This is a genomic window from Dethiosulfatarculus sandiegensis (assembly GCF_000931935.2).
Lineage (GTDB): Bacteria > Desulfobacterota > Desulfarculia > Desulfarculales > Desulfarculaceae > Dethiosulfatarculus > Dethiosulfatarculus sandiegensis.
The window spans coordinates 1-24233 of the sequence record NZ_AZAC01000032.1; the positions used below are offsets into that span (position 1 = coordinate 1).

The window sequence follows — 24233 nt, forward strand, 5'->3', positions numbered from 1 at the left end:
AAAAATATCTTACGTTATCCGACCCGAACTTAAATTAATTACTTAAACTCTTTCGCTTGCCCATCTTTTCCCACAGTTGTAAATAACCCAAATCACCATGTCCCGACTGTCCAAATTTGGGGGCCCGGCTCTAACCGATGCATATCACCGCCTTGGATATAAGCTTCATGCCCCGCATTACCCGGAGAACCATAATTGCTTGAACGAGATTCCAACGGCCAAATTACATTCGGACGCCTCGAGTATTTTATCCAAGCCCTGATCGTGACTAATCTATTGGTTGTAGGCGTCGAGACTATTCCTGATCTGCCAAGAACCTTAGTCTGGATTTTTAATGTATTTGAAATCTGCTCGGTGATCATCTTCACTGTCGAATATCTGGTTCGAATTCTGGGTGGTCGGCCCAGGCTGTCCTATGCCTGGTCATTCATGGGTGTCGTGGACCTGCTCGCCATAATACCGTTCTATCTGTCCCTGGGGTTGGATCTGCGCTCGTTTCGCGCCTTCCGGTTGTTGCGTCTGGTGAGGCTTCTTAAGTTGGCCCGCTATAGCCGGGCGATGAGGCGTTATCACAGGGCTTTCATGATTGCCAAAGAGGAAATAATCCTCTTTGGCATAACCGCTTTAATCGTACTTTACCTGGCGGCAGTGGGAATTTATTTCTTTGAACACGAAGCGCAGCCCAAAGTTTTCAGTTCGGTGTTTCATTCGCTTTGGTGGGCTGTCGCCACTCTAACCACAGTGGGTTATGGCGATGTATACCCCGTAACTATTGGCGGCAAGATATTCACCTTTCTGGTGCTGTCGGTCGGCTTGGGGATCGTGGCCGTGCCTACAGGTCTTTTGGCCTCGGCGCTGGCATCGGCAAGAGAAATAGAACAAGAAGATCCGCTATAGATTTAAGTTAAAAATTTGGTTAACGGAGTGACCTGACAGCCGAAGACCTTGTGAGTCCTGCCGATTGAAGAACTGACAAACAGCTGCCGGATGATGGACAAAAATTGGCGGACTTTTTTGAAGACAAACCGGAAAGATTATAATTTATAGCCAGTTACACAGTTTGAAATTGGTCTGTGGCGGGGTGCTCGCCATCCTGCCTATTCTCAAATCAAGACTGCTGTTTTTTGTTTTATTCGATCCACATTCGTCTCCAGCGTCAGGTAGACTGCTTAATTTTTGACCATTCCTTTAGCACAACTTTTTACCCCTCAATTTAACGGATGTCACAAAAGGCCCGAAAAGGCCGGTTATGTGATCATCTGTCCTCAGTGACAACAGTATCCGTGATCCTGGAAATTAAGTCAGAACATACCTGGATTCCACCTCGCCCTTAATTTATAACCGCTCGGGAGCCGCTGCGGCTTTCAGGGTTCAAACCGGAAACAACGCTGCTCATGGCAGAGCCGCCTTTTGTGGTGACGCCCCCTGCAAGCGGCAAGGTGGCGTCCGCGGCCTCTTTGCCCGAACTCAGCTCATCAAAAAAATCCGTCAGGCTATGTTCCCCGGCCTTGGGCCCCACATAATCGTTTTGCATTACTATGCTCATGAAACTGACCAGGTTGAAGGCCCTGTTGGAAAAGACCCCCACGAAACCGGCCAAGAGGCGGGGAAGCCAACGGGGCAGCCTGATAATCTTGGCCGGTCTGCCTGCCTTTTTCAGAGCCAGGCGTGCGATCTTCTCATAGGTGTAGATCTCCGGCCCGCCCACATCCACCACCTTGCAACCGGCAGTGGAGTTTTGCACGCACACTTTGGCCAAGTCTGCACCGTGAATGGGGTTCACCCGGGCCTGGCCGTCACCCAAAAGATAGACCCTGCCCTTGGCAGCCATTTTAAAGAATTCCGCCACATCAGAGAAAAAACCGGTGGGCCGCAGCACAGTGTAATCCATGCCGGTCAGGCGCAGCTCGGAGATGAACATTTCCCTTGCAGCCACTATATCCAAATGCCGCAACTTCTGAGGATTCAGAACGGAGACAAAAACAAACTTGCCCACCTTGTGCTTTCCGGCCTGTTGCAAGAGATTGTGATTAGCCAGGTAATCCACATCCCAATAGCCCAGGCCGTCTCTTTGCCTGGTAACCCCCAGAGAGGAAAAAACCAGGTCAATATCCCGGCAGACCCCTTTTAAGGTATTGGGATCAGTAGCCTGGCCCACAAAAACCTCATCCACCTTCTCAACCAGATCCGCGGCCTTTTCCCGGGATCTGACCAATATACGCACCCAGTACCCGGCATCTTTATAGGCTTGGGCCACAAATCTGCCCAGATATCCGGTGGCTCCGGCAACCAACACTTTTTTCATTTGATCCCCTTCTTATATTTCCGGCCGGTTTTCAACCCGGCTCATGTAAAAAATAATTAGTAATTTCCTCGGACAATCCCCGTGGTTCAAAAAGGCTGTTGGTTCCGACGATCGACTCGGCGCCCTGCAGGCAAAGAAAGAGAGCCCTTGCCCGATTTTCAGTATTTGATTCCCGACACAACCCTTGGGAAACCGCATCCTTGAACAGAGAGTCGAAGAAAGAGACCATTTCGTAACAATAATCGTAGGCGGCCTGTTGCATTTTAGGCAAAATCCTGATTTGGGATTGGGCGAGCAAGAGAAAAGACATTTCCCTGGGGTGTTCTGCGCAGTATTCAAGGTGGGCCCTGATAAAGGCTGCCAGACCCTTGAGGGGATTTTCCATGGATCCGGCCAGGTCCATCATTTCATAAAGGGGTTCCATAAAACTCATGGCCGCGGCGATAAGAACCTCTTTTTTCCCCCCGGGAAAATGGTGATAGACCCCTCCCTTGCTCAAGCCGGCCCGTTTGGCGATATTATCCAGGGAGGCCCCTTCGTAACCCTTTTGCAGAAACTCAAGAACCGCAGCCCCGGTTATCTGACGTTGCCTGGCGTCTTGGGATAATTTTTTTGTCATTTTAATGCCTTCCATAAAAATACCGACCGTCGGTATTAATACTAATACAGGGTATAGCAAATTGCAAAATAAACCGGTTAATTTCTAGCCTTTTGCTCGTTTCGCCCGAGCTGTAAGCAAAACGCCCAGAATGATCACCGCTCCGCCAGCCAGGGAACTTAAAGTGGGGGTCTCACCCAACCAGATCCAGGCAATAAAAGTAGCGGCAATGGGGATAAGGTATAAGAACACTCCGGCAAAAGAAGCGGGCAGCTTGGAAAGGCTGTAGGTCCAGGTTACATAACCCAAAGCTCCAGGGATGAGCCCCATATAAACCACAGCCCAGTTGACCCCGGCCGGGGCCTGGACCAATCTGGCAGGAAGATCCAGGCCAAAGGGGATCAAAAGAACCGTACCGAACCAGACTCCGTAGCTGGTCAGTTCCAGGCTGTTATAGCGGCTGGAAAGCGTTTTCTGAAGCGCTGAATAGGCGCTCGATGCAATCGCCGCCAAAAGCACTGCCAGGGCGCCAAGGCCAAAAGACATTCCCCCCTCTTTGGCCAGGGCGATCACCAGGGTGCCGACCATGGCGAGGACCACCCCCACCCAACCCTTTTTACCTAATTTTTCATTAAGGTAAAACACCCCGGCCAAGGCCAGGAACACGGGAGCCGTGCCTATGATAAAGCTGGCCGGACCGGCCGGCAGCCATATCTCGCCATACCCCAAAGCCAGATTGTATACCGTAAACCCGAGCAAACCGGTCAGCACAAATAAAGGCACATCCCTTAGTTTGGGCCTGGCAACCCCTCTGACCAGTCCCACCGCCAAAAGGGCAACCGAAGCCACAATATATCGAAAAAGCGCTATTTCGCCTGGAGTGTAGCAAGAAAGGGCCAGGCGGATGCCGGCAAAGGCGGACGCCCAGGAAAGCACAGAGGTCAATAAAGCAGCCAGGGCTTTTACATCAAGCAGACGCGTTTTAGTTACGGTATGGGTGGAAAGCGGTTCCGAGAGGCTCATCGCGAAAACTCCCTGTTGTTTTAGGTGCCCCAATCTTCCAGCCAGATATTGAATCTGTCCAACAATTATTCACTTGAAACGTGTTATCATGCGGCTCGATACGAATCTTTTGCCATAACCTTTCTTTTGGGGGAAATAACTGATGAGCCTACTGAAAGTAGCGGTTGTCCAGGCCGGTTCCATTCTCTTTGACCTTGAAGCCAGCCTGGATAAACTGGAGCGCCTGACCGAAAAAGCCGCCCGGGACGGAGCCGGGCTGGTTCTCTTTCCGGAAGCCTTTATAGGTGGATACCCCAAGGGGTTGGACTTTGGAGCCAGGGTCGGACTGCGTACTGATCAGGGAAGAGAGGACTTCAGGCGCTATTTTGAATCGGCCGTGGAGGCGCCCTCGCCCGCCTGTGACAAAATCGCTGAAACAGCCAGAAAAAACCAGGTGCACCTGGCCACTGGTGTGATGGAAAAACAAGGCGGCACTCTTTACTGCTCGGTTTTCTTTTTCTCTCCCAAGGGCGAATTCCTGGGCAAGCACAGAAAACTCATGCCCACAGCCAGTGAACGCCTGATCTGGGGTTTTGGCGACGGCTCCACCATGCCGGTGATAGAAACCGAGCTGGGGCGCATGGGCGCTGTTATCTGCTGGGAAAATTACATGCCCCTTTTACGGACCTACATGTATTCCAAGCAGATCCAACTTTACTTGGCCCCCACGGTGGACAGCCGGGAAACATGGCTGCCTTCCATGCGGCATATAGCCCTGGAAGGACGTTGCTTTGTCTTGACCGCCTGCCAATATCTGTTGCGCACCGACTGCCCGGAAGACTATCCTCTGGATAACGAACCCGGGCCTGACGAACCCTTGATCAGCGGCGGCAGCGCCATCATATCCCCTTTTGGTGAGGTTTTGGCCGGGCCGGAGAGATCAGGCGAGGCTGTTTTGACTGCGGAACTGGACTTGGATCAGATAACCAGGGGCAAATATGACCTGGATACAACGGGCCACTATGCCAGGCCGGATGTGTTTCAGTTAAAGGTAAACACCCGTCCCCAGCACCCACTGGTGGAATACAGCGCTCTATCCAAAGATCCTTTTGAAGCTTGATCCATTCATTAAGACAGACCTCAGGTGCTTAAATGGAAGAGAAGAATCAAAGCAAACTGAATGTACTCTGGACCAGTTGCGACCGGCAGGTGGCTCTGGACATGGTATTCATGTACTGCCTGAATTCCAGGCTCAAAGGTTGGTGGCAAGAGGTGAGTCTGATTGTCTGGGGACCCTCTGCCGAACTCCTCAACCGCGATGAGGAGCTGAAAAAGGAGCTGGCCAAATTGCGTCAGGCCGGAGTGGAAATTCTGGCCTGCCGGGCCTGTGCTGACCGCTACGGGGTCAGCCGGGAACTGGAAGACCTGGGAATAAAAGTTATCTACATGGGCCAGCCACTTACTCATCTACTTAAAGAAGATGCCAAACTTCTCACGGTTTGATCTGTTTCCCACCTGCGGGGGGGGTGCTGACACATCCCTGAAAAGACCGATCCGGCCTTTTCAGGGATGTTTATAAAACGATTTACCAACCTGATCTATCTTTTTTCAACGCACGCTTTTTCAGTCAGCCGGATGCAGCTTGACCATATTTTTTTTGTCATGCCATTGACTACATACATGCATGTATGTATATAGTTGTCAAAGGATCGGCGACAGCCGTTTTTATTAACCCCGTATGCACAAATTTCCTGTTTCAGGAAAAGGCAATGGACAAGGGAAATGATGAATATAAAAATAAGTCTCAGCCTTTGTGCCTTGAGCCTCGGCGGTCTTATCTATTTTTTCCATGAGCTGCAAAACGCCTCTATCCTATGGTTGTTGGGATGCTGAGTAACTGACCGGCGCAGCCGTTTATTTTCAAGTAAGCCACTCGCAAACCCGGGAATTTTAAAAAAAACAAAAATTTTTTAAGTTTTTTTACCGGGTGGGATTAGCCAGCTAAAACGCAGCTCACCACGGATCAAGAGCAGAGCATTGAGGTCAACTTCCTCACCGCAGCTTGCTAACCACTCAAAAAAATTAAAGGATTCCAAGATGGCCCGAAAGACTAAACGAGACGCAGAAAAAACCAAGAAGCTCTTGATCGACGCCGCCTTTACTGTTTTTACCCAAAAAGGTTTCGCCAGAACCACATTAAATGAAATTGCTTCTGAAGCAGGTGTAACCAGAGGGGCCATATATTGGCACTTCAAGGATAAGGCGGAGATATTTTGGGCGGTCTCGGAGCAAACTGCCAAACAGGCCGGATTGGACTGGGATCAAGTTCAGAACTCTCAGGCCGAGAGTCTCAAGGATTTTGAAAGATTTTTGGTTCACTATTTAACTAGTTTTGAGCAAAACGAAAAATTCCGGTCCTTTTATGAAATGGTGAACTTTCGCACTGAATGGACAGAAGAACTGGCCCCGATCTGGAACAAGATGAAGCAGAGGTTTCACATGGCCTATGCCTCGCTCAAAGAGGATTTGATTAGGCTTATTAAAAAGAAAAAAGTAAGGCAGGATATTAACCCGCACCTGGCTGCCTTGGCAATTTTCTCTTTTTCAGAGGGGTTGTTACAACTCTGGCTTTTTGATCAAAAATTTTTCTCCCTTAAGGAGGAGGCCCCAAAGCTGGTGCATGACTTTTTGAGACAATATGAGCCGTAGTCGGCCATATGCATAGCCCCATAGGCCCCCTGGCGCAATAAGGGTGTTTTTTAAGCATCTTTTCTCACCCTTTTCAAGCACCAGGGGGCCCTTCCCAAAACAAGGCTGCCGCTTTGGGTGGAGGGCGAGGAACAAGCATTCAAGACAGGGAAAAAGGAAAAAGGGTACCTTTATCTCCGGCGCGCATTTTAGACTTCCGGTGTAAAACCCGCGCCCAGATTGTTCCACGCCTTCCTCCCAAGTCAGCAGCCCCAAAAAGGCCACGGGAAAAGCACCCCTTCCCCTGGCTTGTTCTCCTCTCTTCAAAAAGGTAAAGACCCCCTATTCTTTACCTTTACCCCTGGGGCGGCCATTCACGGCCGCCCCAATTCCCTTATAAGCCAAACTTAAATATTCTCTGCCCCCTATGTGAATGCATCTTCACCCACGGCAATTTTTTTATCTACAAATAATCCGTTCAATCTTGGACGGTTTTAAATTTATTATCCTACCGTATTCGGGTGATTACGGGCCGCCCCAGGCGATAAGCACCGCCACCCGATTCAGAATCCGAACGTTTATATTAACTTATTAAACAAAACCGGTCTTACTGGATTCCCATAAATCCAACCCAAACGAAAATAAATGCAAATTTTAATTCATGGGGGCTTCTTTAGAAAAAAGTTCCAAAAGCAACTTATTGATATAAAAGAATTTTAAAAAAGTTATGGCCTTTGGGCCCTGCGTTTATAGGGGTCTGTCACCAAGCCTTATTAAGGGATATGCGCCCACGGATTAGGATCTGTAATTCATAGTAAAAAACTAATTTATGCTTTATATATAAAGCAAGCTTTGATCAGGTTTCAGGCCACCGAACCTGTTCAGATGAATATAACTCAAACCGCAAAGGCTAAAGGCAAAGCCGCCAATGCCACGGGCGCATAGGGAAAAGGGAAAAAGGGCATATAAAGAGATCATCTTAGAAAAGCCCAACCGAACTCAGCATCGCCTGGGTGTAACCTTTAGTCTTGGGGATTTGGGTAATTTTCGGCCACCTCACCAAGGTGAATTGGCTGAAGGCGCTCCTTGTCAAAGCCGGAATCGATGCTCAAACGTTCCGGCAAGGTTGGGGAACCTACCTTACTCCCTGTTGACCCTCTAATTGTCCCATCCACTCGCCAATGCGGCGCAAACTCCATTCTTTGGAGATTGCGCCGCAACTTTTATTTGAGCGCCCGCGCCCGGCTACATTTCAACTTCCAATAACACTCCCGGCTCAATGGTGATCTCATCGGCTATGGTGGTTGTTTTACTTCCGTGCTGGCTCTGCCACCAGTTCAAACGGTATTTACCGGGAGGGACCACCAACGGCCCCCAGGTTTCACGGCCTATCACCTGTCTGTTGGTCTTAAGATTTATCAGCATTATGCGAAAAGGAGGCTTGGCATTTGCCTTGTGTAAAAACTTGATTCCCGAATTCAAAGGCACCTCGGCAAAGCCTTTGGCAGGCACTTCCACCTCTCCCAACTCAATGGTGTTGTTTTCGTGCTGCTTACCCCGATAGGAAAGGATGTATTTTCCAGGTCCCACCAACTGAGGACCGAAACTTTTCCACTGACCGGCGATCTTATTTTTCTTGGTTTTCAAGAGATAAAAATCCGGTTTCTTGCTCACCCAATCGGCAGGCATGACACTTATGCCGGACTCCAGGACATGATCATTTAACATGCCGGGTTTAATCTCAACCTGGCCCAGATTGGCGATTCTGGAACCATGTTGGGACTGCTGCCACCAAAGGGTGTAGCTTCCCGAAGGCACCACCTGGGGCTCCACATTTTTATTAAACAAAAAAAGCATCTTTCTGGAGCCCGGTGCGCTGAGCATCCACTTGTATGGCGTCTTGATCCCCTGGGGCAGGGTGAGGCGCAAGCCTGTATCAATGGGCAGTTCCACTGTTTCGCCGCCCTTAACGCTGATAATCCGGCTTAAGAACACTTCATTGTGGCCATGTTGGCTCTGCCGCCAGACCGGCTGATATTCACCCTGTTTCACCTTAAGGCTGGTTGTCTTTCCTCTTACCTTCACCTGGCCGGACTCAGGGTCTGCCAAGGACCAATAATGAGGAGGCATCTTAACCCAGGAGGCGGGCTTTAAAACCACTGTGCCCGGACCGCTCAGGCGAATGCGCTTGGATTTACTCTGCACACTTGGAGCTTCGGGTGCTTCAGGAGTTGGCTTTGGCTGTGCAAGTTCCTTTTTCTCGGACACGGCCTGTTGAACCTCTCCCAAGGCGGCGGCCAGCTCCTGGGTGCTGTCAGCCTTGAAATAGCGCCCCCCGCCGGCTTTGGCAATGCATTTGAGCTGATCAGCCGCTTTTTGATCCACATCAAAACCAACCGCATGCAACACAAACTTGATGCCTTGGGATTTAAGGTCTTTTGCCATGGCGCAGGGATCACCTTCACAGGTTTCCAGTCCGTCACTGATCAGGACCACGGTGGTCTTGGTCTCCCGTTTTTGCAAAAGCCTGCCTGCCTCGGTCAGGGAGGCGGTGATGGGAGTTTTACCCTTGGCATTCAGCCCGTCAATTGCCTTATTGAGATTTTCCACGGAGCAGCCTAAAGGCTTAACCAGTTGGATATCTTTACAATCTCCCTTTCGACGATGGCCATAGGCCAAAAGCCCCATCTCCACATTAGCCGGTGATTTATTTATCAGGCCTTTCAACACCTCTTTAGCCACTGAGATCTTGGGCTTTTCGTCCACTCTGCCCCACATGGAGCCTGAACAGTCCAAAATAAAAAGCAGCCCCTCCTTGGGTGCTGCATATAAGGTGCTAATGGAGGAAAACAAAAAAACAACAAGTGACAACAGGCAAATGAAGTTCCTTTTTCTGAGCATCTTTCTCCCCTGACTGTCACCCCGGCCGTTTGCGGAGTGTATAGAAGGCGGCAGCGAACCGATCCTTGGCAAACCTCGTGCCCATAAACCGATTTTTTCATTGTGCCACATCATGATTATTTCTGACAATAAACCTCTAAAAACAGGGATTAATCAAAAAAATTCGCTTCAGCATATCATATTGAAAATACTACATTTATACCGACTCACCCTGATCATCTCTAATTTTTCTCCCGTGGCCGACCTGGAATTTTTTTAAAGGTAACACGTTGTTTTTATATTCTTTTACGGCGGAAAACCGTTAACTGGATAAAGGATCTCAAATGGATGTTTGATTTAGAGATCAACAACTTAAGCGGGTGTTTACTTCATTTTTTGTGTAACCGGATTCATAACCAAGGCGACATTCCAGATAGAAGCGGGCATATGTGGTTCAGGTTCGCTGGCTTTTTCTACCAAGGATAGAATAATAAAGGACTCCCGACTGTGACGGTTTTTTCTCCCTGTCCTGCTAATGCCGCCGCAGCCGCGCAAACATGGGGCCTTAAAAACCGGCCAGGCAGGACAAAGTTTAGCGTGTTGCATGTTGAACCCAAACAATGGCCGGTAAACCGAAAATGCTCAAGTCAGCAAGGAGCATTGCACTCGGGTTTTAAACCCCGTTTCAGCGACAGATGCATTATTAAATAGAGAAATCGTTAAACTAAAAAGCCAGTTGGGGCGGGCAAAAGCCGCTGCCCACTTGTCAGGCACATTTACTGCAATTATAAAAATACATTTTTCACCCAAGGTGAAAAACAAAATCCAGCAGAAAAAATTTCAGGCAAAGCTTTCACCTTGCCTGAATCCTAATCAACGGGTATGGATGAAGAGGATAATCAGGTTGCACCCGATTCGGAGTTAGTGACACATTGAATGCAGCCCTTCAAACGACCGCAACAATTCAGGACTCCCAGAAAGGGATCCTTAACCGGACGAAGGGGCAGGGAGCAAAAAAGCTGGTCCAAAGCGCCCAGATAGCGGATGACGCCACAATCATAACGCAAGTGTTGGAAGGCGAGGTCAATGCTTTTGAGGTACTGATGAAAAAGCACCAGGACCATGCCTTGCGAATTGTGAAAGGTAAAGTTCCGCCCGAGGCTTGTGAAGAAGTGGTCCACGAAGCCTTTATCAGCGCTTTTCGCTCTTTGAAATCCTTTAGAGGAGACAAGCCCTTTGAGCACTGGCTGGCCAGGATCACGGTGCGAACCTGCTATGATTACTGGCGGAAGCACTACAGGAACAAGGAAGTTCCGACCAGCGCCTTGAGCCCGGGACAATCGGCCAGATTGAGTGTCATGGGCCAGGAAAACGGCGCCATCGACGGTAGCAAAGCGGTCAACAATTTGGAAGACCAGGAACTTTTGGCCTGGGCTTTGGGACATCTCAGCCCCAAAGACCGAATGGCTATAACCCTTATCCACCTGGAAGGAAGATCAGTGGCCGAGGCCGCAGACCTTTTGGGGTGGAGCCCGGCTAATGTCAAAGTAAGAATATTCCGGGCCAGGCGAAAGCTTCGCAAGATTATAGCGAGGGAATTATAATGACAAGCAGCAAGGAGAAAACCGAGCGGGTTCTGAACGCCTTTGTTCAAATACATGCCGCTCAGCCAACACCGACCCTGAACCCGATGTGGCGACAGGGGGTAATGAAAACAATCCGGCTGAACCGGGCCATGGAAAACCTTGAGTCGGCGGATAATCCGGCCGCTGCTTTTACCAGCCTCATGTTCCGCTTTGCAGGAGCAGGCACTGCAGTGGGAGTCGCTCTTTTAATCTACAGCCTGACCGCGGCTTCTGGCCTGGACGCGGAAGCGTTAAGGGCCATGGTTCAAGATCCGCTGAACATTTTACCCCTGGACACATTAATCCTCTCTTAGTTCAGCCAAGGAGCCATGTTGATGAGCAAATTAAAGATGTGGGTCGCGGTGTTGGCTGTTTTTCTCTGCGGCGTTTTAGTCGGAGCGGTGGGCGGCGGAATTCTGGTTCGCCATAAGGCCAAGGCTGCATTTGAGCGGCTGAGAACAGATGATGGGTCCTATCTCACCTCGATTATGATGAAGGGGCTGGCCAGAGAGCTTAACCTGACAGATAAACAACAAAAAGATATCCGTCCCATATTGGAGAAAACCTCGGTAGATCTGCAGATCATTCGTAAGAATACCCATCAGGAGCTTAAAATACTGGGCAACCAGACGGTAAGGGAGATCAAGGAACACCTCAGCTCGGAGCAAAACCGGGAATTTGACAAACTGATGAAACACGTACATTTGCATCGCCTTTTGTTGCCGCCGGCAGATAAAAAGCCATAGCAGAACGGGTTCCGGCGAGATAAGCACAAGGCATTATTTATAAATCATTTAACCTACCACCAGATATAACAGCTTGCCTTGAGCTAAAATCAGTTTAACTTTAAAAAGAATGCACTTTAGTAAGTCGGTAAAATATAAAATTTTACCGACTTACTGTTTTTTACCAATTTGAGTTCATTCACAATCAAATACGTCTTACGTTTACCGCCAAGGCACATTTTTTTAGAGATTCATTTTATTAAGCTCAGCTATTAGCAGAGCAAACCAAGCACCCCATGCCGCTGCCCGAGGACTAATTATCTTCTTAATCGCAGATATGTTATTTTTTACTGCTGGATGTTTTTTTCACATTTTTCTGGTCAGAATATGTTTTAGCGGATCAATTGACGGTAAAAAACCGGAAATAAAGGGCCTAATAAAGGCATTCTTCAGATCGTTTTCCGGAAAGAAGGCCATATCCCCCTTTTGAATTTAAGTTAAAAAATCATTTAATAACAATATGTTACATAATACAAATTGCATTTTCAAGCCATTTTTATTTTTAATTAAACTCAATGTTCCATATATTTTTATTTTCCCTATTGACAACTTTCCCTGGCCGATTATACTGAACACAATTCAGCATGGAGGTTAATCATGAAGCAGTTCAGTTCAAAAGCCAAAAGTAAAGGCTCGGCATTTTCCAATCCAACAAGCGCCCGCGCTTTCTCAAGCCTTTCCTCCCTGCTGCTCGTACTGCTATCCCTTCTGGTAGTCCTGCCCCTATAGGGGCCACATTTAATTTCACCAAACAACTGAATAGATTCTGACCGACAGGGTGGTGAACTGTATTCACCTGTCATACCCCTTGCGGGAAGGCTGCTGTTTAAGGCCTTAAAACCAACAAAGCTTAAGCCTTCTCCCCGCATTCCCGGTATTCCTGTCTGCCAGGTCTAGTACACCTGAATTATTTGTAAGGACTATTGAAATGGGTATACCAGCCCAAAAACTCTCCCATAACCGCCCGGTCAGTGAACCCACTACGGCGGACCGCCTGGTCCGCTTCCTGGGCGACAAAAAAGTGCCCATGGTCTTCGGCATGACCGGAGCGGCGATAATGCCCGTTTACGACGCACTTTTCAAAGTGGGATCACCCAGGCATATCATAAGCGGCCATGAGCAGGGAGCCGCTCACATGGCCGAAGGCTTGGCCAAGGTTACGGGCCGGGCAGGAGTCGTCATGGCTACCAGCGGCCCCGGAGCCACAAATCTGGTCACCGGCCTGGCAGACGCCATGATGGATTCGGTTCCCCTGGTGGCCATAACCGGCCAGGTGAATAAGGGCCTCATGGGCAAAGACGCCTTTCAGGAGGCGGATATTGAAGGCATTACCATGCCGGTAACCAAACACAACTACCAGGTGAAGAGCCCGGAACACTTGAGCCAGGTGCTTAGAGAGGCCTTTTATGTGGCGGAAAACGGACGCCCCGGGCCGGTTTTGATTGACCTGCCCAGGGATATCGTGGTGTCGCCCTGCCCTCCTATTTCGGCCGAGCCTTTACAGGTTGCCCCGCCTGCCAGGCAAAAGCCGGGTTTTGCCGAGCTTAACCAGGCCCTTATGTTGATGCGCAAGGCCAAGCGCCCGGTGATCCTGGCAGGAGGCGGAGTTATCACCGCCCGGGCAAGTCGGGAGCTAAAAGACCTGGCCAGTGCCTGGAACGCGCCGGTGGCCTGCACCCTCATGGGGCTGGGTTCCTTTCCCAGTGAGGACGGTTTAAGCCTGGGCATGCCCGGCATGCACGGCAGCGGCTACGCCAATCTGGCCATATATGAATCCGACCTGCTCCTGGTGGCGGGGGCCAGGCTCGACGACCGGGTTACGGGCCGAAAAGACGGATTTGCTCCTTTTGCCAAACTGGTCCACCTGGATGTGGACCCTTCAGAAATAAACAAGATTCTCCCTGCCCAGGTCAGCCTGGAGGCGGATGCCAAACCCGCTCTGGCCGGGCTCTTTCGCGGGGTGATGAACTGGGAAGAAAGGCCTGACTTAAGCCCCTGGCATGAACGCATAAATGAGCTTAAAAGGCTTTATCCCCAGCCCCGCCCCAAAACCAGGGGCCTTATCACTCCCCAACAGGTGATCAAGGCTTGGGCAGACATTCTGAACCCGGAAGCCGTCATCGTGACCGGCGTGGGTCAACACCAAATGTTCACCGCCCAGCACTACCCCTTTTCCAGGCCAGGCACCCTGATAACCTCGGGCGGGCTGGGGGTCATGGGTTTTGGCCTGCCGGCCGCCCTGGGAGCCAAGCTGGGAGCGCCTGACAAAGACGTGATCCTGATGGATGGTGACGGCTCCTTTTTGATGAATATCCAAGAATTGGCGACTGCTGTGCGTTACGGCATCGGTTGTGTGGCCACCATATTCAACAACTCCGGGTTGGGCATGGTGCGGCAGTGGCAAACCCTTTTTTACAACGACCGCAGAGCTGCCACCGAATTTACACCTCCCGCCTTTGACCAAGTGGCCAGGGCCTTTGGGGCCCTGGGGCGCAAAGTCAAAAGGCCCGAGGAACTGGAGGCATCCCTGGCCTGGGCCCTTAAGGCCAGCCGGGAAAAACACCTGCCAGTGGTTTTGGATGTGGATGTAGACCCTGAAACCCTGGTCTATCCCATGGTGCCCCAAGGCGGCAAAAACGCGGATTTCATAACAGGGGCCAAAGGAGGAAATCATGGAGAAGCTTAGTCCTCTCTCCTTACTGGTACGCAATGAAAAAGGGGTTCTCTCCAGGGTGGCCGGACTCATCTCCAGAAGGGGCTTCAATATCGTAAGCCTGGCCGTGGGAGAGACCCAAGACCCCGACTTTTCGAGAATAACCCTGGTCATAAAGGCAGACGGGCCGGACCGGGAACAGGCAATAAAGCAGCTTAAGCGCAACTTGAGCGTTGTCAGGGTGGATGACCTCTCTGAATGCGCCTCGGTTTCAAGAGGGCTTGCCCTGTTCAAGGTGGCGGCAACCCCGGAGCAAAGGAGCCAACTCTGCCAACTGGCCGCAATATTCGGCGCCAGGGTGGAACATGTTGACCATAAATGCCTGATCATCGAGGTCACAGGCGACCGGGAAAAGATCCAGGCCTTTGCCGGGGTGGTTGAGCCTTATGGAATCTATGAAATGGCCCGGACCGGCCAGATCGTCCTGGCCAGAGAAACAAAGCAAAATACGCTCCCGGCGGAGATGAACTTTTATAAAAGAAGTGAACCCCGTCCGGAAAACTACCTGCACGCATGAGGAGAAAAATGAACGCCAAGATTTATTATGAAAAAGACTCTGATATCAACCAGATCAAAGATAAGACCATTTGTGTTTTGGGTTACGGCAGCCAAGGCCGCGCCCACGCCAGAAACCTGCACGACTCCGGCCTGGACGTGGTGGTGGGGTTAAGGGAAGGCAGCAAAACCTTTGCCAAGGTTGAGGCCGACGGTTTAAGGGCCGCGCCTGCGCAGGAAGCCGCCGACCAGGCCGATATCATTGCCTTCCTTCTGCCCGACCCCTCCCAGCCCGAGGCCTATGAAACGTGGGTGAAAAACGCCAAGGGCAAGGGGAAAACCCTTTTGTTTGCCCATGGCTTTAACATCCACTTTGGTCAAATAAAGGCAGATCCGGATATGGACGTCATCATGGTGGCGCCTAAGGGGCCGGGCAAACTGGTGCGCGATCTTTACGAAGACGGCCAGGGAGTGCCCTGCCTGGTGGCTATTGATCAGGATGCCTCGGGCAGCGCCCTGGCCGACGCCCTGGCCTATGCCCAGGGAATCGGCGGCACCAGGGCCGGAGTGATCGAAACCAGCTTCAAGGAAGAGACCGAAACCGACCTCTTTGGCGAGCAGGCTGTTATCTGCGGCGGCATAAGCGCCTTGATGAAAGCCGGTTTCGACACCCTCACCGAGGCGGGCTATGCCCCGGAAATGGCTTACTTTGAATGCATCCATGAAATGAAACTCATTGTGGACCTGGTTTATGAAGGCGGGCTGGAGCATATGCGCGCCTTTATCTCAGACACGGCCAAATACGGCGATATGTCTCGCGGACCCAGGGTTATCAATGATCAGGTGAGACAGGAAATGAAAAAAATCCTGGAAGAGATCCAGGGCGGGCGCTTTGCCAGGGAATGGGTCCTGGAAAACCAGGCCAACCGCCCGGCCTATAACGCGCTTTTGGAAAAGGAAAAGGAGCATCCCTCAAAAGAAGTGGGTGCAAACTTGCGTGAAATGATGGGATGGCTAAAATAAATACCCTAAAGGCCAAGGTCGTACTGGTGGTTTGCGGGCCGACTTGGGAGGGAGGCCTAAAACCGCATAACAGTCGGCCTTGGCCGAGGGTCTTTGTTAATTCAAAAAAACAGGAGTTTTCAAAATGGAGGATCGCCAGGACGCCTCGGACGTATGTGTATCCGGCGGCTGGACCGTTATTCCGGTCCGGCAGGCGGCGAAGGAGGTAAAAGCCTCGGAATCGGCCTTTATACAGGCCGGTTCCACCATGACTCTGGCGGGCCAGGGGACCCGGTAAAAAAAAGACGGTCAAAGGATCGTCTTGATCATGGAAGAGCTTTTTTCACTTTTTTGCTATTAAAGACGGAGAAAACATGTCTGACTACGTAAAAATCTTTGACACCACCTTAAGAGACGGCGAACAATCCCCTGGCGCGTCCATGAACCGCGAAGAGAAACTTCGCTTGGCCCATAGATTGGCCCAGCTCAAGGTGGATATCATTGAAGTGGGGTTCCCGGCCGCCAGCCCGGGTGATTTTGAGGCGGTTAAAAGCATCTGCCAGGAAGTCAAGGGCCCCGTATTGGCTGGGCTTGCCCGCACTGTGCCCTCGGATATCAAAACCTGCTGGGAAGCGATCAAGTATGCGGAAAACCCCCGCATACACACCTTTATCGCCACCAGTGACATTCACCTTCAGTACAAGCTCAAGGCCACCAGGGAGGAGGTCTTGGAAAAGGTGAAAAAAGGCGTGGGCCTGGCGGTAAGCCTGTGCGACGATGTGCAATTCTCCCTGGAAGACGCCTCCAGAAGCGATCCTGAATTCATGTGCCAGGTAATAAGGACGGCCCTGGCCGAGGGCGCCACCACCATCAATATCCCGGATACGGTGGGTTATGCCCTGCCCGACGAGTTTCAGAACCTCATAACCCTGATCAAAAGGGAAGTGCCTGAAATAGAAAAGGCCACCATAAGCGTGCATTGCCACGACGACCTGGGTATGGCCGTGGCCAACTCCCTGGCCGGAGTGAAGGCCGGGGCCAGGCAGGTGGAAGGCTGCATCAACGGTATTGGCGAACGGGCCGGCAACGCCAGCGTGGAAGAAGTGGTTATGGCCATAGCCACCAGGCACGAAAGCCTGGGGCTCAAGACAGGCATAAACAAAAGCAAGCTCTTCCCCACCAGCCGCCTGGTAACCATGATCACCGGCATATCGGTGCAGCCCAACAAGGCCATTGTGGGGGCCAACGCCTTTGCCCATGAATCCGGAATTCATGTGGACGGCGTGCTCAAACAACCCCTCACCTATGAGATCATGACCCCCGAGGAAGTGGGAATCTCCACCAATAACCTGGTATTGGGCAAACACTCCGGTAGGGCCGGGTTGCGCAAAAGAGTCCAGGAAATGGGATATGACCTCAAGGAAAAAGACTTGGACCGTTTGTTCGAGGCCTTCAAGGTCCTGGCCGACAAAAAGAAAGAGATCTGGAACGAGGACCTGGAAGCCTTGATCGCAGATGAAATCCTGCGCATGCCCCACCGCTGGGAACTGGAATACTTAAATATCGTGAGCGGTACGGTAACCGTGCCCACAGCCACGGTTATCATCAGAGACGGTGACCAAAAGATCCAGGAATTCGGCAGCGGATCAGGGCCGGTGGACGCGGTGTGCAACACCATCAAAAAGCTGGTCAATAAAAACCCCTATCTGGAAAAATTCACCATTGCCTCGGTAACCGGCGGCTTGGACGCCCAGGGCGAGGTGACGGTGAGGCTAAAAGAAAACAACATCACGGTTTTGGGCCGGGGAAACGACCCCGACATCCTGGTTGCCTCGGCCAAGGCTTATATCAACGGTCTCAACCGGCTGGAGTACTGGGCCAACCAACCCAAAACCGCGTTGCCAACCAACGGAGATTAAAACATGCGGGCCACTCAGGCTGGTCAAAAGCCTTGTGCACAAGTGGAGTTTATTAACGCCTCTTACAAAATAGGCGGTAATAGCATTCTGAAAGACTTGAACTGGAGCCTTCACCCGAATCAACATTGGGCGGTACTGGGAGGTAACGGAGCAGGCAAGAGCACTTTTTTACGTCTGCTTGCAGGAGATATCTGGCCCACCGGCCAGAGAGGGTCCAGGGTATATCGTCTTTCGGAAAAGCCTCAGATAAGCCCCATTGGTTTCAAGGAATTGACCGGCCTGGCCAGTCCTGAGCTGGCGGAGCTCTACCGCAAAAGGGGCTGGAACCTGCCGGTATGGGAGGTGGTTGCCACAGGATTGTGGAACGACCACCGGCTGGTTCGCCCCCTTTCCGGGGAGCAGGATAAGCGGATCCGGCTCAAAATGGAGCTCTTGGGCATAACAGATCTGGCGCAAAGGGGATTTTTGGAACTTTCCCAGGGCCAGGGCATGAAGGTGCTCTTGGCCAGGGCCATAATTTCCGAACCCAGGTTTTTAATCATGGACGAATGCCTGACCGGACTGGACCGGGGCTCCTTAAGCCTTATGAGCCTGGTTTTGGAACATGTGGCCCGAAAAGGCGGGCAGATCATCTGCACAACCCACAGGCATGACGAACTGTTTCAGGGAATAACCCACACCCTTACCCTTGATAAGGGGCGTATTGTACACCAGGCAAGGTATTCGCCCCGAAAAGAAAAGACGAGGCTCAGTCTGATATCCCCGCCCCGCCCAAAAAGCACTGGTCTGCAAAGGCGGCAAAAGGGTTTTCAGTATCACATCAGCCGGGGACAGGTGGCCATTGACCATAAGCCGGTCCTCAAGGATATAAACTGGACCGTAAAAAAAGACGAGCACTGGGCGCTCATGGGGCAGAACGGATCAGGTAAATCCACCCTGCTCCGGCTGCTTTCAGGCGACCTCCACCCTGCCAAGGGGGGAATTATTGAAAGGTTTGATGGCGAAAACCCCAGGTCCATCTGGGACATCCGCAAAAAAACCGGTTTTGTTTCCAGTGACTTTCAGGCCAGGCACTTTAAAAAGGCCACAGTGCTGGATACCGTGATCTCGGGTTTCTTTGGCTCGGTGGGGCTTCATCAAAAAGCAACTCCCGGCCAGATCAAGGCGGCCCAAGACCTGCTTTTGGACCTGGGCATGGCCGACTGGGCTGATAAAAACATAGCCAACCTGTCTTATGGCCAGCTCCGCAAGGTTCTGTTGGCGAGAGCCATGGTAACCGGGCCTGAGGTGCTCTTATTGGACGAGCCCCTGGCCGGACTGGACGACCAGGCCAGGAAGATGATCATGCAATTGGTGCAGGACCTGGCCGGACAAGGGGTCACGGTTATACAGGCGGTTCATCATCCCGATGAACTGATCCCGGCCATCAGCCACGTGGCCCTGTTGGACAAGGGCAGGATCACCTGGCAGGGAGGCAGAGCCGAACTGGAAATCTGATCCTTTTTCACCCATGAAATCCCATAAAAAATAGCCTGAACGCGGGCCGTGAAACACCCCCAAAATCAAAGATTTTCGGGGGCCCCGAATGACGGCCAGCCGAATTGCGAAGATTTCTTAAGACGAGTAATTCTAGCCAGTTGGCAAAACCACGTTTTTGCCAACTGGCCTCTGACAAAGTCCAGGAGGACTTTGTCAGCAAGCTATAGCCGCCTTAGCCTTTATACGGCCAAGACGGCTTTTAGTTTTAAAACAAACCGGCGGAGTTCTAGAACTCCAGGTGTTTAGGTGTGCGCGGGAAGGGAATAACGTCTCTGATATTGGTCACGCCCGTCACTGCCATTAAAAAGCGTTCAAAGCCCAGGCCAAAGCCGGAATGGGGGACCGATCCGTAGCGTCTGAGGTCCAGGTACCACCAATAGGGGGCTTCTTCCATTTCAAGCTCTTCAAGCCTCTTCTTAAGCACATCCAACCGTTCTTCACGCTGGCTGCCGCCGATCAGCTCGCCAACCCTGGGGACCAGAAGGTCCATGGCTCCCACAGTGCGGTCGTCGTCATTAAGCCTCATGTAAAAGGCCTTTATCTCCTTGGGATAATCATAGACGATCACCGGTTTTTTAAAGTGATCCTCGCAGAGATAGCGCTCGTGTTCGGTCTGCATGTCCATGCCCCATTCCACGGGGAACTCGAACTTTTTATCTGAAGCCTTAAGCACTTCCACCGCCTCGGTGTAGGGAAGGCGCACATAGTCCGCCTTGGCCATGGTCTCCAGGGTGGGCATCAGGGTCTTATCCACAAACTTGGCAAAGAGCTCCAGATCATCCGCGCAATTGTCCAGAAGATGGCCAACCATGTACTTGACCATGTCTTCGCCCAGGTCCATGTTGTCGTTTAAGTCAGCAAAGGCCATCTCAGGCTCGATCATCCAGAACTCGGCCGCGTGACGGGGAGTGTTGGAATTCTCGGCCCTAAAGGTGGGTCCAAAAGTGTAGACATTACCCAGTGAGGTGGCAAAGGTCTCTGCCTCCAGCTGACCGGAAACTGTGAGGCCTGCCTCCTTGCCAAAAAAGTCCTCGCTGAAAAGATCCTCTCCGGCCCGGCCCGGCTCCAGAGTGGTCACCCTGAACATCTCTCCCGCGCCTTCGGCATCGGAACCGGTGATAATGGGGGTGTGCACGTAAAAGAAGCCCCGATCACGGAAAAACTTATGCACAGCATAAGAGACTTCGGAACGGATGCGGAAAATGGCCCCGAACTTGTTGGTGCGAGGCCTTAAATGGGCAATGCCGCGCAAAAATTCATCAGTATGCCTTTTTTTCTGCAGGGGGAAATCCTTGTCGGCCTCGCCCACCAGGCTAAGGGAGTCCGCCTTGAGTTCCCATTTCTGGCCCTTGCCCGGAGACTCCACCAGGGAGCCGGTGACCGCCACCGCATAGCCGGTGGTTATTTCGCCCAAATTGCCATAGGCAGGAGAGTCGGCGTCCACAATGACCTGCAGATTCTTCAGGCAGGAACCGTCGTTGATCTCTAAAAAGCTGAACGCCTTGGAGTCGCGCCTGGTGCGCACCCAACCCTTGACCAGAGCCTGATCCATGCCCGCCTCGGCATTCAAGGCCTGTTTTATTCTTATTCTTTGCATTCCTATATCACTCCAAACAGCAATAGACTTGGTTTAGCTGGTTCGCCTATTCGCTGGCAAATATCTTCTTAATTTCAGAAAGGGTGCGCCCGGCTCCCAAGGCGGCCATGAGTTGCAGCCGCGCCTTGGCGCCGGAAAGCCTGCCCCCTAAAATGACCCCTTTTTGCTCAAGGTCATCCCCGCCGCCGGGATAGGCGTATATGGGCCAGACTCCGCCCTCCAGGCATTGAGTGGTCAAGACCACTGGTTTTTCTTCATCAACCATGCGCATAACCGCGTCTACGGCTCCTGGCGGTATGTTGCCCGCGCCAAACCCCTGCAGGACCAGCCCCTTGGCCCCGGCCAGGCGAACCTGGTCTATGAGAAAACCGTCCATGCCAGTGTAACAAGTAACCAGTGGTGTGGCAGGCTCTAAAGCGGCCGGTTCAAAAAGGGTTCGGTCCGGCCCGGCCAGGCAGGCCGGTGAACGGGTCAAGAGAACCATCTCACCAGCCACATATCCCACAGGCCCGGCTTCCGGAGCTTCAAAGGCATCCACATTCAGGGAGTTTACCTTGGCCGCCTCCCGCACCCTGAAAAAGCGGTCCGCCATGAGGATAACCACCCCTGTGGCCGGGGGCAAAGGCCGCATGCAGGCTTTTACCGCATTAATCAGGTTTCTTATGCCGTCATAGCCGGATTCCGAGTAAAACCGCATGGAGCCGGTGAAAACCACCGGTTTCGTCGAATTTACATACAAATCCGCCATAAAGGCGGATTCCACCAGCACATCCGTGCCATGAACCACCACCGCGCCGATGATGCCCGGATCTTCCAGGGTTTTCTTTACATCCATGGCCAGACGGAACATATGGTCCGGAGTCATGTGGGGACTCGGCAGGTCTGACCAAAGAACAGGCTTTAAGCCCACCTTGCCCACGTGGGGCTCCAGTTCAGCGACCAGGCGCTTGAATTCACCCGACGGGACCACCCCGCGGTGCTCCGCAAGCGGAGTCATGCATATGGTCCCGCCGGTGAAAAACAGCGCCACCGCGCCGTTATTCTTATTTCGTGGCATACTTCCAGTCTTGTGCGTCCATGCGCGTGACAAACTCCACCAGGTATTTCACCAGGGCGTCTTTCATAAGCTGCCCCTTTTCCTTGGTGGCCTTTTCCGGCGCACCGGATGCGCCGTAATCGGTAAGTTCATTAAAGTTCCAGATCAATTTGACGTTGTCGTCCATCTCGGGAATCATGCCCTTGGCCCGGGACATGTCACAGAGTTCAGGGAAGATGGCCAGGCCGATGGAGGTCTCACCCTCGCCGCCGTGGCCCAGGCCGTTCCACACCTCAAAGGTGTCTTCGGGAATAAGATTACCCGCGGTGACCCACCATGCATCGAGCACAGCCAGCTTGAGTTCGGGGTATTTCACCTTTATATCCCTGGCCGCGATCTCAATCGGCGGAATGTTGCCGTCGTGACCGTTCACCACCAGGATTTTTTTGATTCCCCAGTGAATCAAGGATTCCATGACCTCTCTGATCACCTGGGTCAGGGTCTCGTTGGTAAGGCTGACACACATGGGTTTATGGCGGTAATGCATGCTCATGCCATACCAGAGAGGCGGCACCACCACAGTGTTTTCCAATTGTTCGGCCACGGTGACGGCAATGTCGTGGCTCACAAAGGTATCGCACCCATAAGGCAGATGAGCGCCATGGCTCTCGGTGGAGCCTATGGCCAAAATAGCCTTGTCAATCTTTGCTTCCTGGAAAGAATGCTCGTTGAACTCTTCCAGCCTTACTTTTTTCATTTTTATTTCTTACCTCTGCCCCGCGGCCTTTTCATCAAGGCCCGGAAGAAAAAGGTTTGTTATCCAAATACCTTGGGAGCCTTGGGGCTCCCAAGGCGGTTTTATTTTTTATTTAGCGGGCATCCAGACTTCTTCAACCTTGTACTTGCCGTTTTTCACGCTGATGACGCTCACGCCCTTCATCGGCACGCCGGAAGGACGGGAGTAGGTGATCTCACCGGTGACGGCCTTGTAGCCCTTGGTGGCGGCCAGGGCTTTTCTCAGTTCCTTGCCGTCGGTGGTGCCGGCCCGCTTGATGGCGTCGGCGATCAGGCCCACGGCGTCGAAGCCGAGCGCGGCAAAGGCGTTCTCAGGCGGACGGTTATACTCTTTTTTGTACTCTTCGATAAAGTTGAGCACCTCGGGGCGCTTGTCCTCGCGATAGGTGTGAGTGGCGAAATAAACGTCATTGGCCAGCTTGGGGCCGGGCACTGTGGTGATCAGCTCGGTGTCAAAGCCGTCGCCGCTGACTATGGGCAGGGTCAAACCGGCCTCGCGGATCTGCTTGGTGGTGAGACCTGCCTCATTGGGGATGGAAGAAACAAACACAGCGTCCGCACCGGCTTTTTTCAAGCGGGCGATCTGGGCCGAGAAGTCCTTGTCACCCATCATGAAGAAGTCTTCCAGAATGATCTCGCCGCCCAATTTCTTAAAGCGTTCCTTAAAGAACTTGGACAGGGCCTTGGTAAAGTCCATGGAGTTGTCTGTCCAGACAACCACTTTGCGGGCGCCCAATTTTTTGTAGGTGTAGTCCGCAATGGCATAGGACTGGTCGTCATCCCCAAAGGGAGCCATGAACATATATTCGCCGACCCATTTGGGCAGCATGGGGTGGGTCGCGCCGGAGGTGACAAAGGGACGGCCTTTTTTCTGGTATAAAGGCGCGGCAGCCATGACAAAGGTGGTGTCGCCATAGCCCAGACCGGCGACGCAGCCGTCTGCCAAGGACTTTTTGGCGCCGGTGGCCGCGGCTTTTTGATCGGTCTTGGTGTCGTAACCAATCACCTCGACCTTTTTGCCCAAAAGGCCGCCCTTTTCATTGATCAGCTTGGCGGCCAACTTTGCGCCGTTAAGGCCGGGCGTGTCAATGGAAGACATGCCGCCGGTTAAGTTGAAAAGACCGGCGATCTTTATGGTATCGTCCGCAGCACCCGCGGGCAGGGCCAGGGCTGCAACTAGGGCCATGGCGCTTAAGAGCACCAACATCTTTTTCCGCATGCCCATTTCTCTCTCCTTTGCAAGATTGGTTAACA

Annotated in this window: 21 protein-coding genes; 13 read left to right on the forward strand and 8 right to left on the reverse strand. The window is 52.0% G+C overall.

Features of this window, described 5'->3' with window-relative positions; all coding sequences use genetic code 11:
* Nucleotides 1-195 precede the first annotated feature (195 nt).
* Nucleotides 196-897 carry an ion transporter gene (locus tag X474_RS16980; protein ID WP_044350610.1) on the forward strand — a complete coding sequence of 234 codons (702 nt, stop codon included), beginning with the start codon at nt 196-198 and terminating at the stop codon, nt 895-897.
* A gap of 433 nt (nt 898-1330) precedes the next feature.
* On the opposite strand, the gene X474_RS16985 is transcribed toward X474_RS16980, so the two are convergent.
* The 3 genes from X474_RS16985 to X474_RS16995 form a co-directional block, all read right to left on the reverse strand.
* Entirely contained in the window at nt 1331-2305 is a 975-nt protein-coding gene (locus X474_RS16985) for an SDR family oxidoreductase (RefSeq protein ID WP_052515337.1), read from the reverse strand.
* 31 nt (nt 2306-2336) lie between these two features.
* Complete coding sequence (locus X474_RS16990; RefSeq protein ID WP_044350611.1) at nt 2337-2924, reverse strand: TetR/AcrR family transcriptional regulator; 588 nt, start codon at nt 2922-2924, stop codon at nt 2337-2339.
* A gap of 84 nt (nt 2925-3008) precedes the next feature.
* The gene (locus X474_RS16995; protein ID WP_044350612.1) at nt 3009-3926 is read right to left on the reverse strand and encodes a DMT family transporter; all 918 of its coding nucleotides are present in this window, start codon (nt 3924-3926) and stop codon (nt 3009-3011) included.
* 142 nt (nt 3927-4068) lie between these two features.
* Between X474_RS16995 and X474_RS17000 the strand changes: the two genes are divergently transcribed.
* The 3 genes from X474_RS17000 (at nt 4069) to X474_RS17010 (ending at nt 6614) form a co-directional block, all read left to right on the forward strand.
* Nucleotides 4069-5025 (forward strand): nitrilase-related carbon-nitrogen hydrolase, encoded by a 957-nt coding sequence (locus X474_RS17000; protein ID WP_044350613.1) that lies wholly within the window; start codon nt 4069-4071, stop codon nt 5023-5025.
* 32 nt (nt 5026-5057) lie between these two features.
* The gene (locus tag X474_RS17005) at nt 5058-5408 is read left to right on the forward strand and encodes a DsrE family protein (RefSeq protein WP_044350614.1); all 351 of its coding nucleotides are present in this window, start codon (nt 5058-5060) and stop codon (nt 5406-5408) included.
* A gap of 594 nt (nt 5409-6002) precedes the next feature.
* The gene (locus X474_RS17010) at nt 6003-6614 is read left to right on the forward strand and encodes a TetR family transcriptional regulator (RefSeq protein WP_044350615.1); all 612 of its coding nucleotides are present in this window, start codon (nt 6003-6005) and stop codon (nt 6612-6614) included.
* 1224 nt (nt 6615-7838) lie between these two features.
* On the opposite strand, the gene X474_RS17015 is transcribed toward X474_RS17010, so the two are convergent.
* Nucleotides 7839-9494: a vWA domain-containing protein gene (locus X474_RS17015; RefSeq protein WP_052515338.1), complete on the reverse strand. Its 1656-nt coding sequence runs from the start codon at nt 9492-9494 to the stop codon at nt 7839-7841.
* 1037 nt (nt 9495-10531) lie between these two features.
* On the opposite strand from X474_RS17015, the gene X474_RS17020 reads away from it, so the two are divergent.
* From X474_RS17020 to X474_RS17060, 9 genes are all read left to right on the forward strand, one after another.
* Nucleotides 10532-11077: an RNA polymerase sigma factor gene (locus tag X474_RS17020; protein WP_353743138.1), complete on the forward strand. Its 546-nt coding sequence runs from the start codon at nt 10532-10534 to the stop codon at nt 11075-11077.
* Nucleotides 11077-11412, forward strand: a complete 336-nt coding sequence (locus X474_RS17025) for a hypothetical protein (RefSeq protein ID WP_044350616.1) — start codon at nt 11077-11079, stop codon at nt 11410-11412. Before X474_RS17020 ends, X474_RS17025 begins: the two co-directional genes overlap by 1 nt.
* A gap of 21 nt (nt 11413-11433) precedes the next feature.
* A complete protein-coding gene (locus X474_RS17030) occupies nt 11434-11844 on the forward strand; it encodes a hypothetical protein (RefSeq protein WP_044350617.1) in 411 nt (136 codons plus the stop codon).
* Between the two features lie 967 nt (nt 11845-12811).
* Nucleotides 12812-14569 (forward strand): biosynthetic-type acetolactate synthase large subunit, encoded by a 1758-nt coding sequence (gene ilvB / locus X474_RS17040; protein WP_044350618.1) that lies wholly within the window; start codon nt 12812-12814, stop codon nt 14567-14569.
* Nucleotides 14556-15113 carry an acetolactate synthase small subunit gene (ilvN, locus tag X474_RS17045; protein ID WP_044350620.1) on the forward strand — a complete coding sequence of 186 codons (558 nt, stop codon included), beginning with the start codon at nt 14556-14558 and terminating at the stop codon, nt 15111-15113. The genes ilvB and ilvN overlap by 14 nt, the downstream gene beginning before the upstream one ends.
* A gap of 8 nt (nt 15114-15121) precedes the next feature.
* Complete coding sequence (gene ilvC / locus X474_RS17050) at nt 15122-16114, forward strand: ketol-acid reductoisomerase (RefSeq protein ID WP_044350621.1); 993 nt, start codon at nt 15122-15124, stop codon at nt 16112-16114.
* A 124-nt stretch (nt 16115-16238) separates the two neighbouring features.
* Entirely contained in the window at nt 16239-16391 is a 153-nt protein-coding gene (locus X474_RS26255) for a hypothetical protein (protein WP_156360818.1), read from the forward strand.
* Nucleotides 16392-16467: 76 nt separating this feature from the next.
* Nucleotides 16468-18012, forward strand: a complete 1545-nt coding sequence (locus tag X474_RS17055) for a 2-isopropylmalate synthase (RefSeq protein WP_044350622.1) — start codon at nt 16468-16470, stop codon at nt 18010-18012.
* A gap of 3 nt (nt 18013-18015) precedes the next feature.
* Entirely contained in the window at nt 18016-19509 is a 1494-nt protein-coding gene (locus tag X474_RS17060) for an ATP-binding cassette domain-containing protein (RefSeq protein ID WP_044350623.1), read from the forward strand.
* 268 nt (nt 19510-19777) lie between these two features.
* Here X474_RS17060 and asnS read toward each other — a convergent pair whose 3' ends face one another.
* From asnS to X474_RS17080, 4 genes are all read right to left on the reverse strand, one after another.
* On the reverse strand, nt 19778-21148 hold the full coding sequence (gene asnS / locus X474_RS17065) for an asparagine--tRNA ligase (RefSeq protein ID WP_044350624.1): 1371 nt from the start codon (nt 21146-21148) through the stop codon (nt 19778-19780).
* 46 nt (nt 21149-21194) lie between these two features.
* Nucleotides 21195-22205 (reverse strand): asparaginase, encoded by a 1011-nt coding sequence (locus X474_RS17070; RefSeq protein WP_044350625.1) that lies wholly within the window; start codon nt 22203-22205, stop codon nt 21195-21197.
* Entirely contained in the window at nt 22192-22941 is a 750-nt protein-coding gene (locus tag X474_RS17075; RefSeq protein ID WP_044350626.1) for a creatininase family protein, read from the reverse strand. The genes X474_RS17070 and X474_RS17075 overlap by 14 nt, the downstream gene beginning before the upstream one ends.
* A gap of 108 nt (nt 22942-23049) precedes the next feature.
* The gene (locus X474_RS17080; protein ID WP_052515340.1) at nt 23050-24204 is read right to left on the reverse strand and encodes an ABC transporter substrate-binding protein; all 1155 of its coding nucleotides are present in this window, start codon (nt 24202-24204) and stop codon (nt 23050-23052) included.
* Between the last annotated feature and the right edge of the window lie 29 nt (nt 24205-24233).

Bases quoted from the DNA above. Each gene is read 5' to 3' on its own strand.
- X474_RS16985 (WP_052515337.1), bottom strand. From the start codon at position 2,305: ATGAAAAAAGTGTTGGTTGCCGGAGCCACCGGATATCTGGGCAGATTT.
- X474_RS16990 (WP_044350611.1), bottom strand. From the start codon at position 2,924: ATGACAAAAAAATTATCCCAAGACGCCAGGCAACGTCAGATAACCGGG.
- X474_RS16995 (WP_044350612.1), bottom strand. From the start codon at position 3,926: ATGAGCCTCTCGGAACCGCTTTCCACCCATACCGTAACTAAAACGCGT.
- X474_RS17000 (WP_044350613.1), top strand. From the start codon at position 4,069: ATGAGCCTACTGAAAGTAGCGGTTGTCCAGGCCGGTTCCATTCTCTTT.
- X474_RS17005 (WP_044350614.1), top strand. From the start codon at position 5,058: ATGGAAGAGAAGAATCAAAGCAAACTGAATGTACTCTGGACCAGTTGC.
- X474_RS17010 (WP_044350615.1), top strand. From the start codon at position 6,003: ATGGCCCGAAAGACTAAACGAGACGCAGAAAAAACCAAGAAGCTCTTG.
- X474_RS17015 (WP_052515338.1), bottom strand. From the start codon at position 9,494: ATGCTCAGAAAAAGGAACTTCATTTGCCTGTTGTCACTTGTTGTTTTT.
- X474_RS17025 (WP_044350616.1), top strand. From the start codon at position 11,077: ATGACAAGCAGCAAGGAGAAAACCGAGCGGGTTCTGAACGCCTTTGTT.
- X474_RS17030 (WP_044350617.1), top strand. From the start codon at position 11,434: ATGAGCAAATTAAAGATGTGGGTCGCGGTGTTGGCTGTTTTTCTCTGC.
- ilvB (WP_044350618.1), top strand. From the start codon at position 12,812: ATGGGTATACCAGCCCAAAAACTCTCCCATAACCGCCCGGTCAGTGAA.
- ilvN (WP_044350620.1), top strand. From the start codon at position 14,556: ATGGAGAAGCTTAGTCCTCTCTCCTTACTGGTACGCAATGAAAAAGGG.
- ilvC (WP_044350621.1), top strand. From the start codon at position 15,122: ATGAACGCCAAGATTTATTATGAAAAAGACTCTGATATCAACCAGATC.
- X474_RS26255 (WP_156360818.1), top strand. From the start codon at position 16,239: ATGGAGGATCGCCAGGACGCCTCGGACGTATGTGTATCCGGCGGCTGG.
- X474_RS17055 (WP_044350622.1), top strand. From the start codon at position 16,468: ATGTCTGACTACGTAAAAATCTTTGACACCACCTTAAGAGACGGCGAA.
- X474_RS17060 (WP_044350623.1), top strand. From the start codon at position 18,016: ATGCGGGCCACTCAGGCTGGTCAAAAGCCTTGTGCACAAGTGGAGTTT.
- asnS (WP_044350624.1), bottom strand. From the start codon at position 21,148: ATGCAAAGAATAAGAATAAAACAGGCCTTGAATGCCGAGGCGGGCATG.
- X474_RS17070 (WP_044350625.1), bottom strand. From the start codon at position 22,205: ATGCCACGAAATAAGAATAACGGCGCGGTGGCGCTGTTTTTCACCGGC.
- X474_RS17075 (WP_044350626.1), bottom strand. From the start codon at position 22,941: ATGAAAAAAGTAAGGCTGGAAGAGTTCAACGAGCATTCTTTCCAGGAA.
- X474_RS17080 (WP_052515340.1), bottom strand. From the start codon at position 24,204: ATGGGCATGCGGAAAAAGATGTTGGTGCTCTTAAGCGCCATGGCCCTA.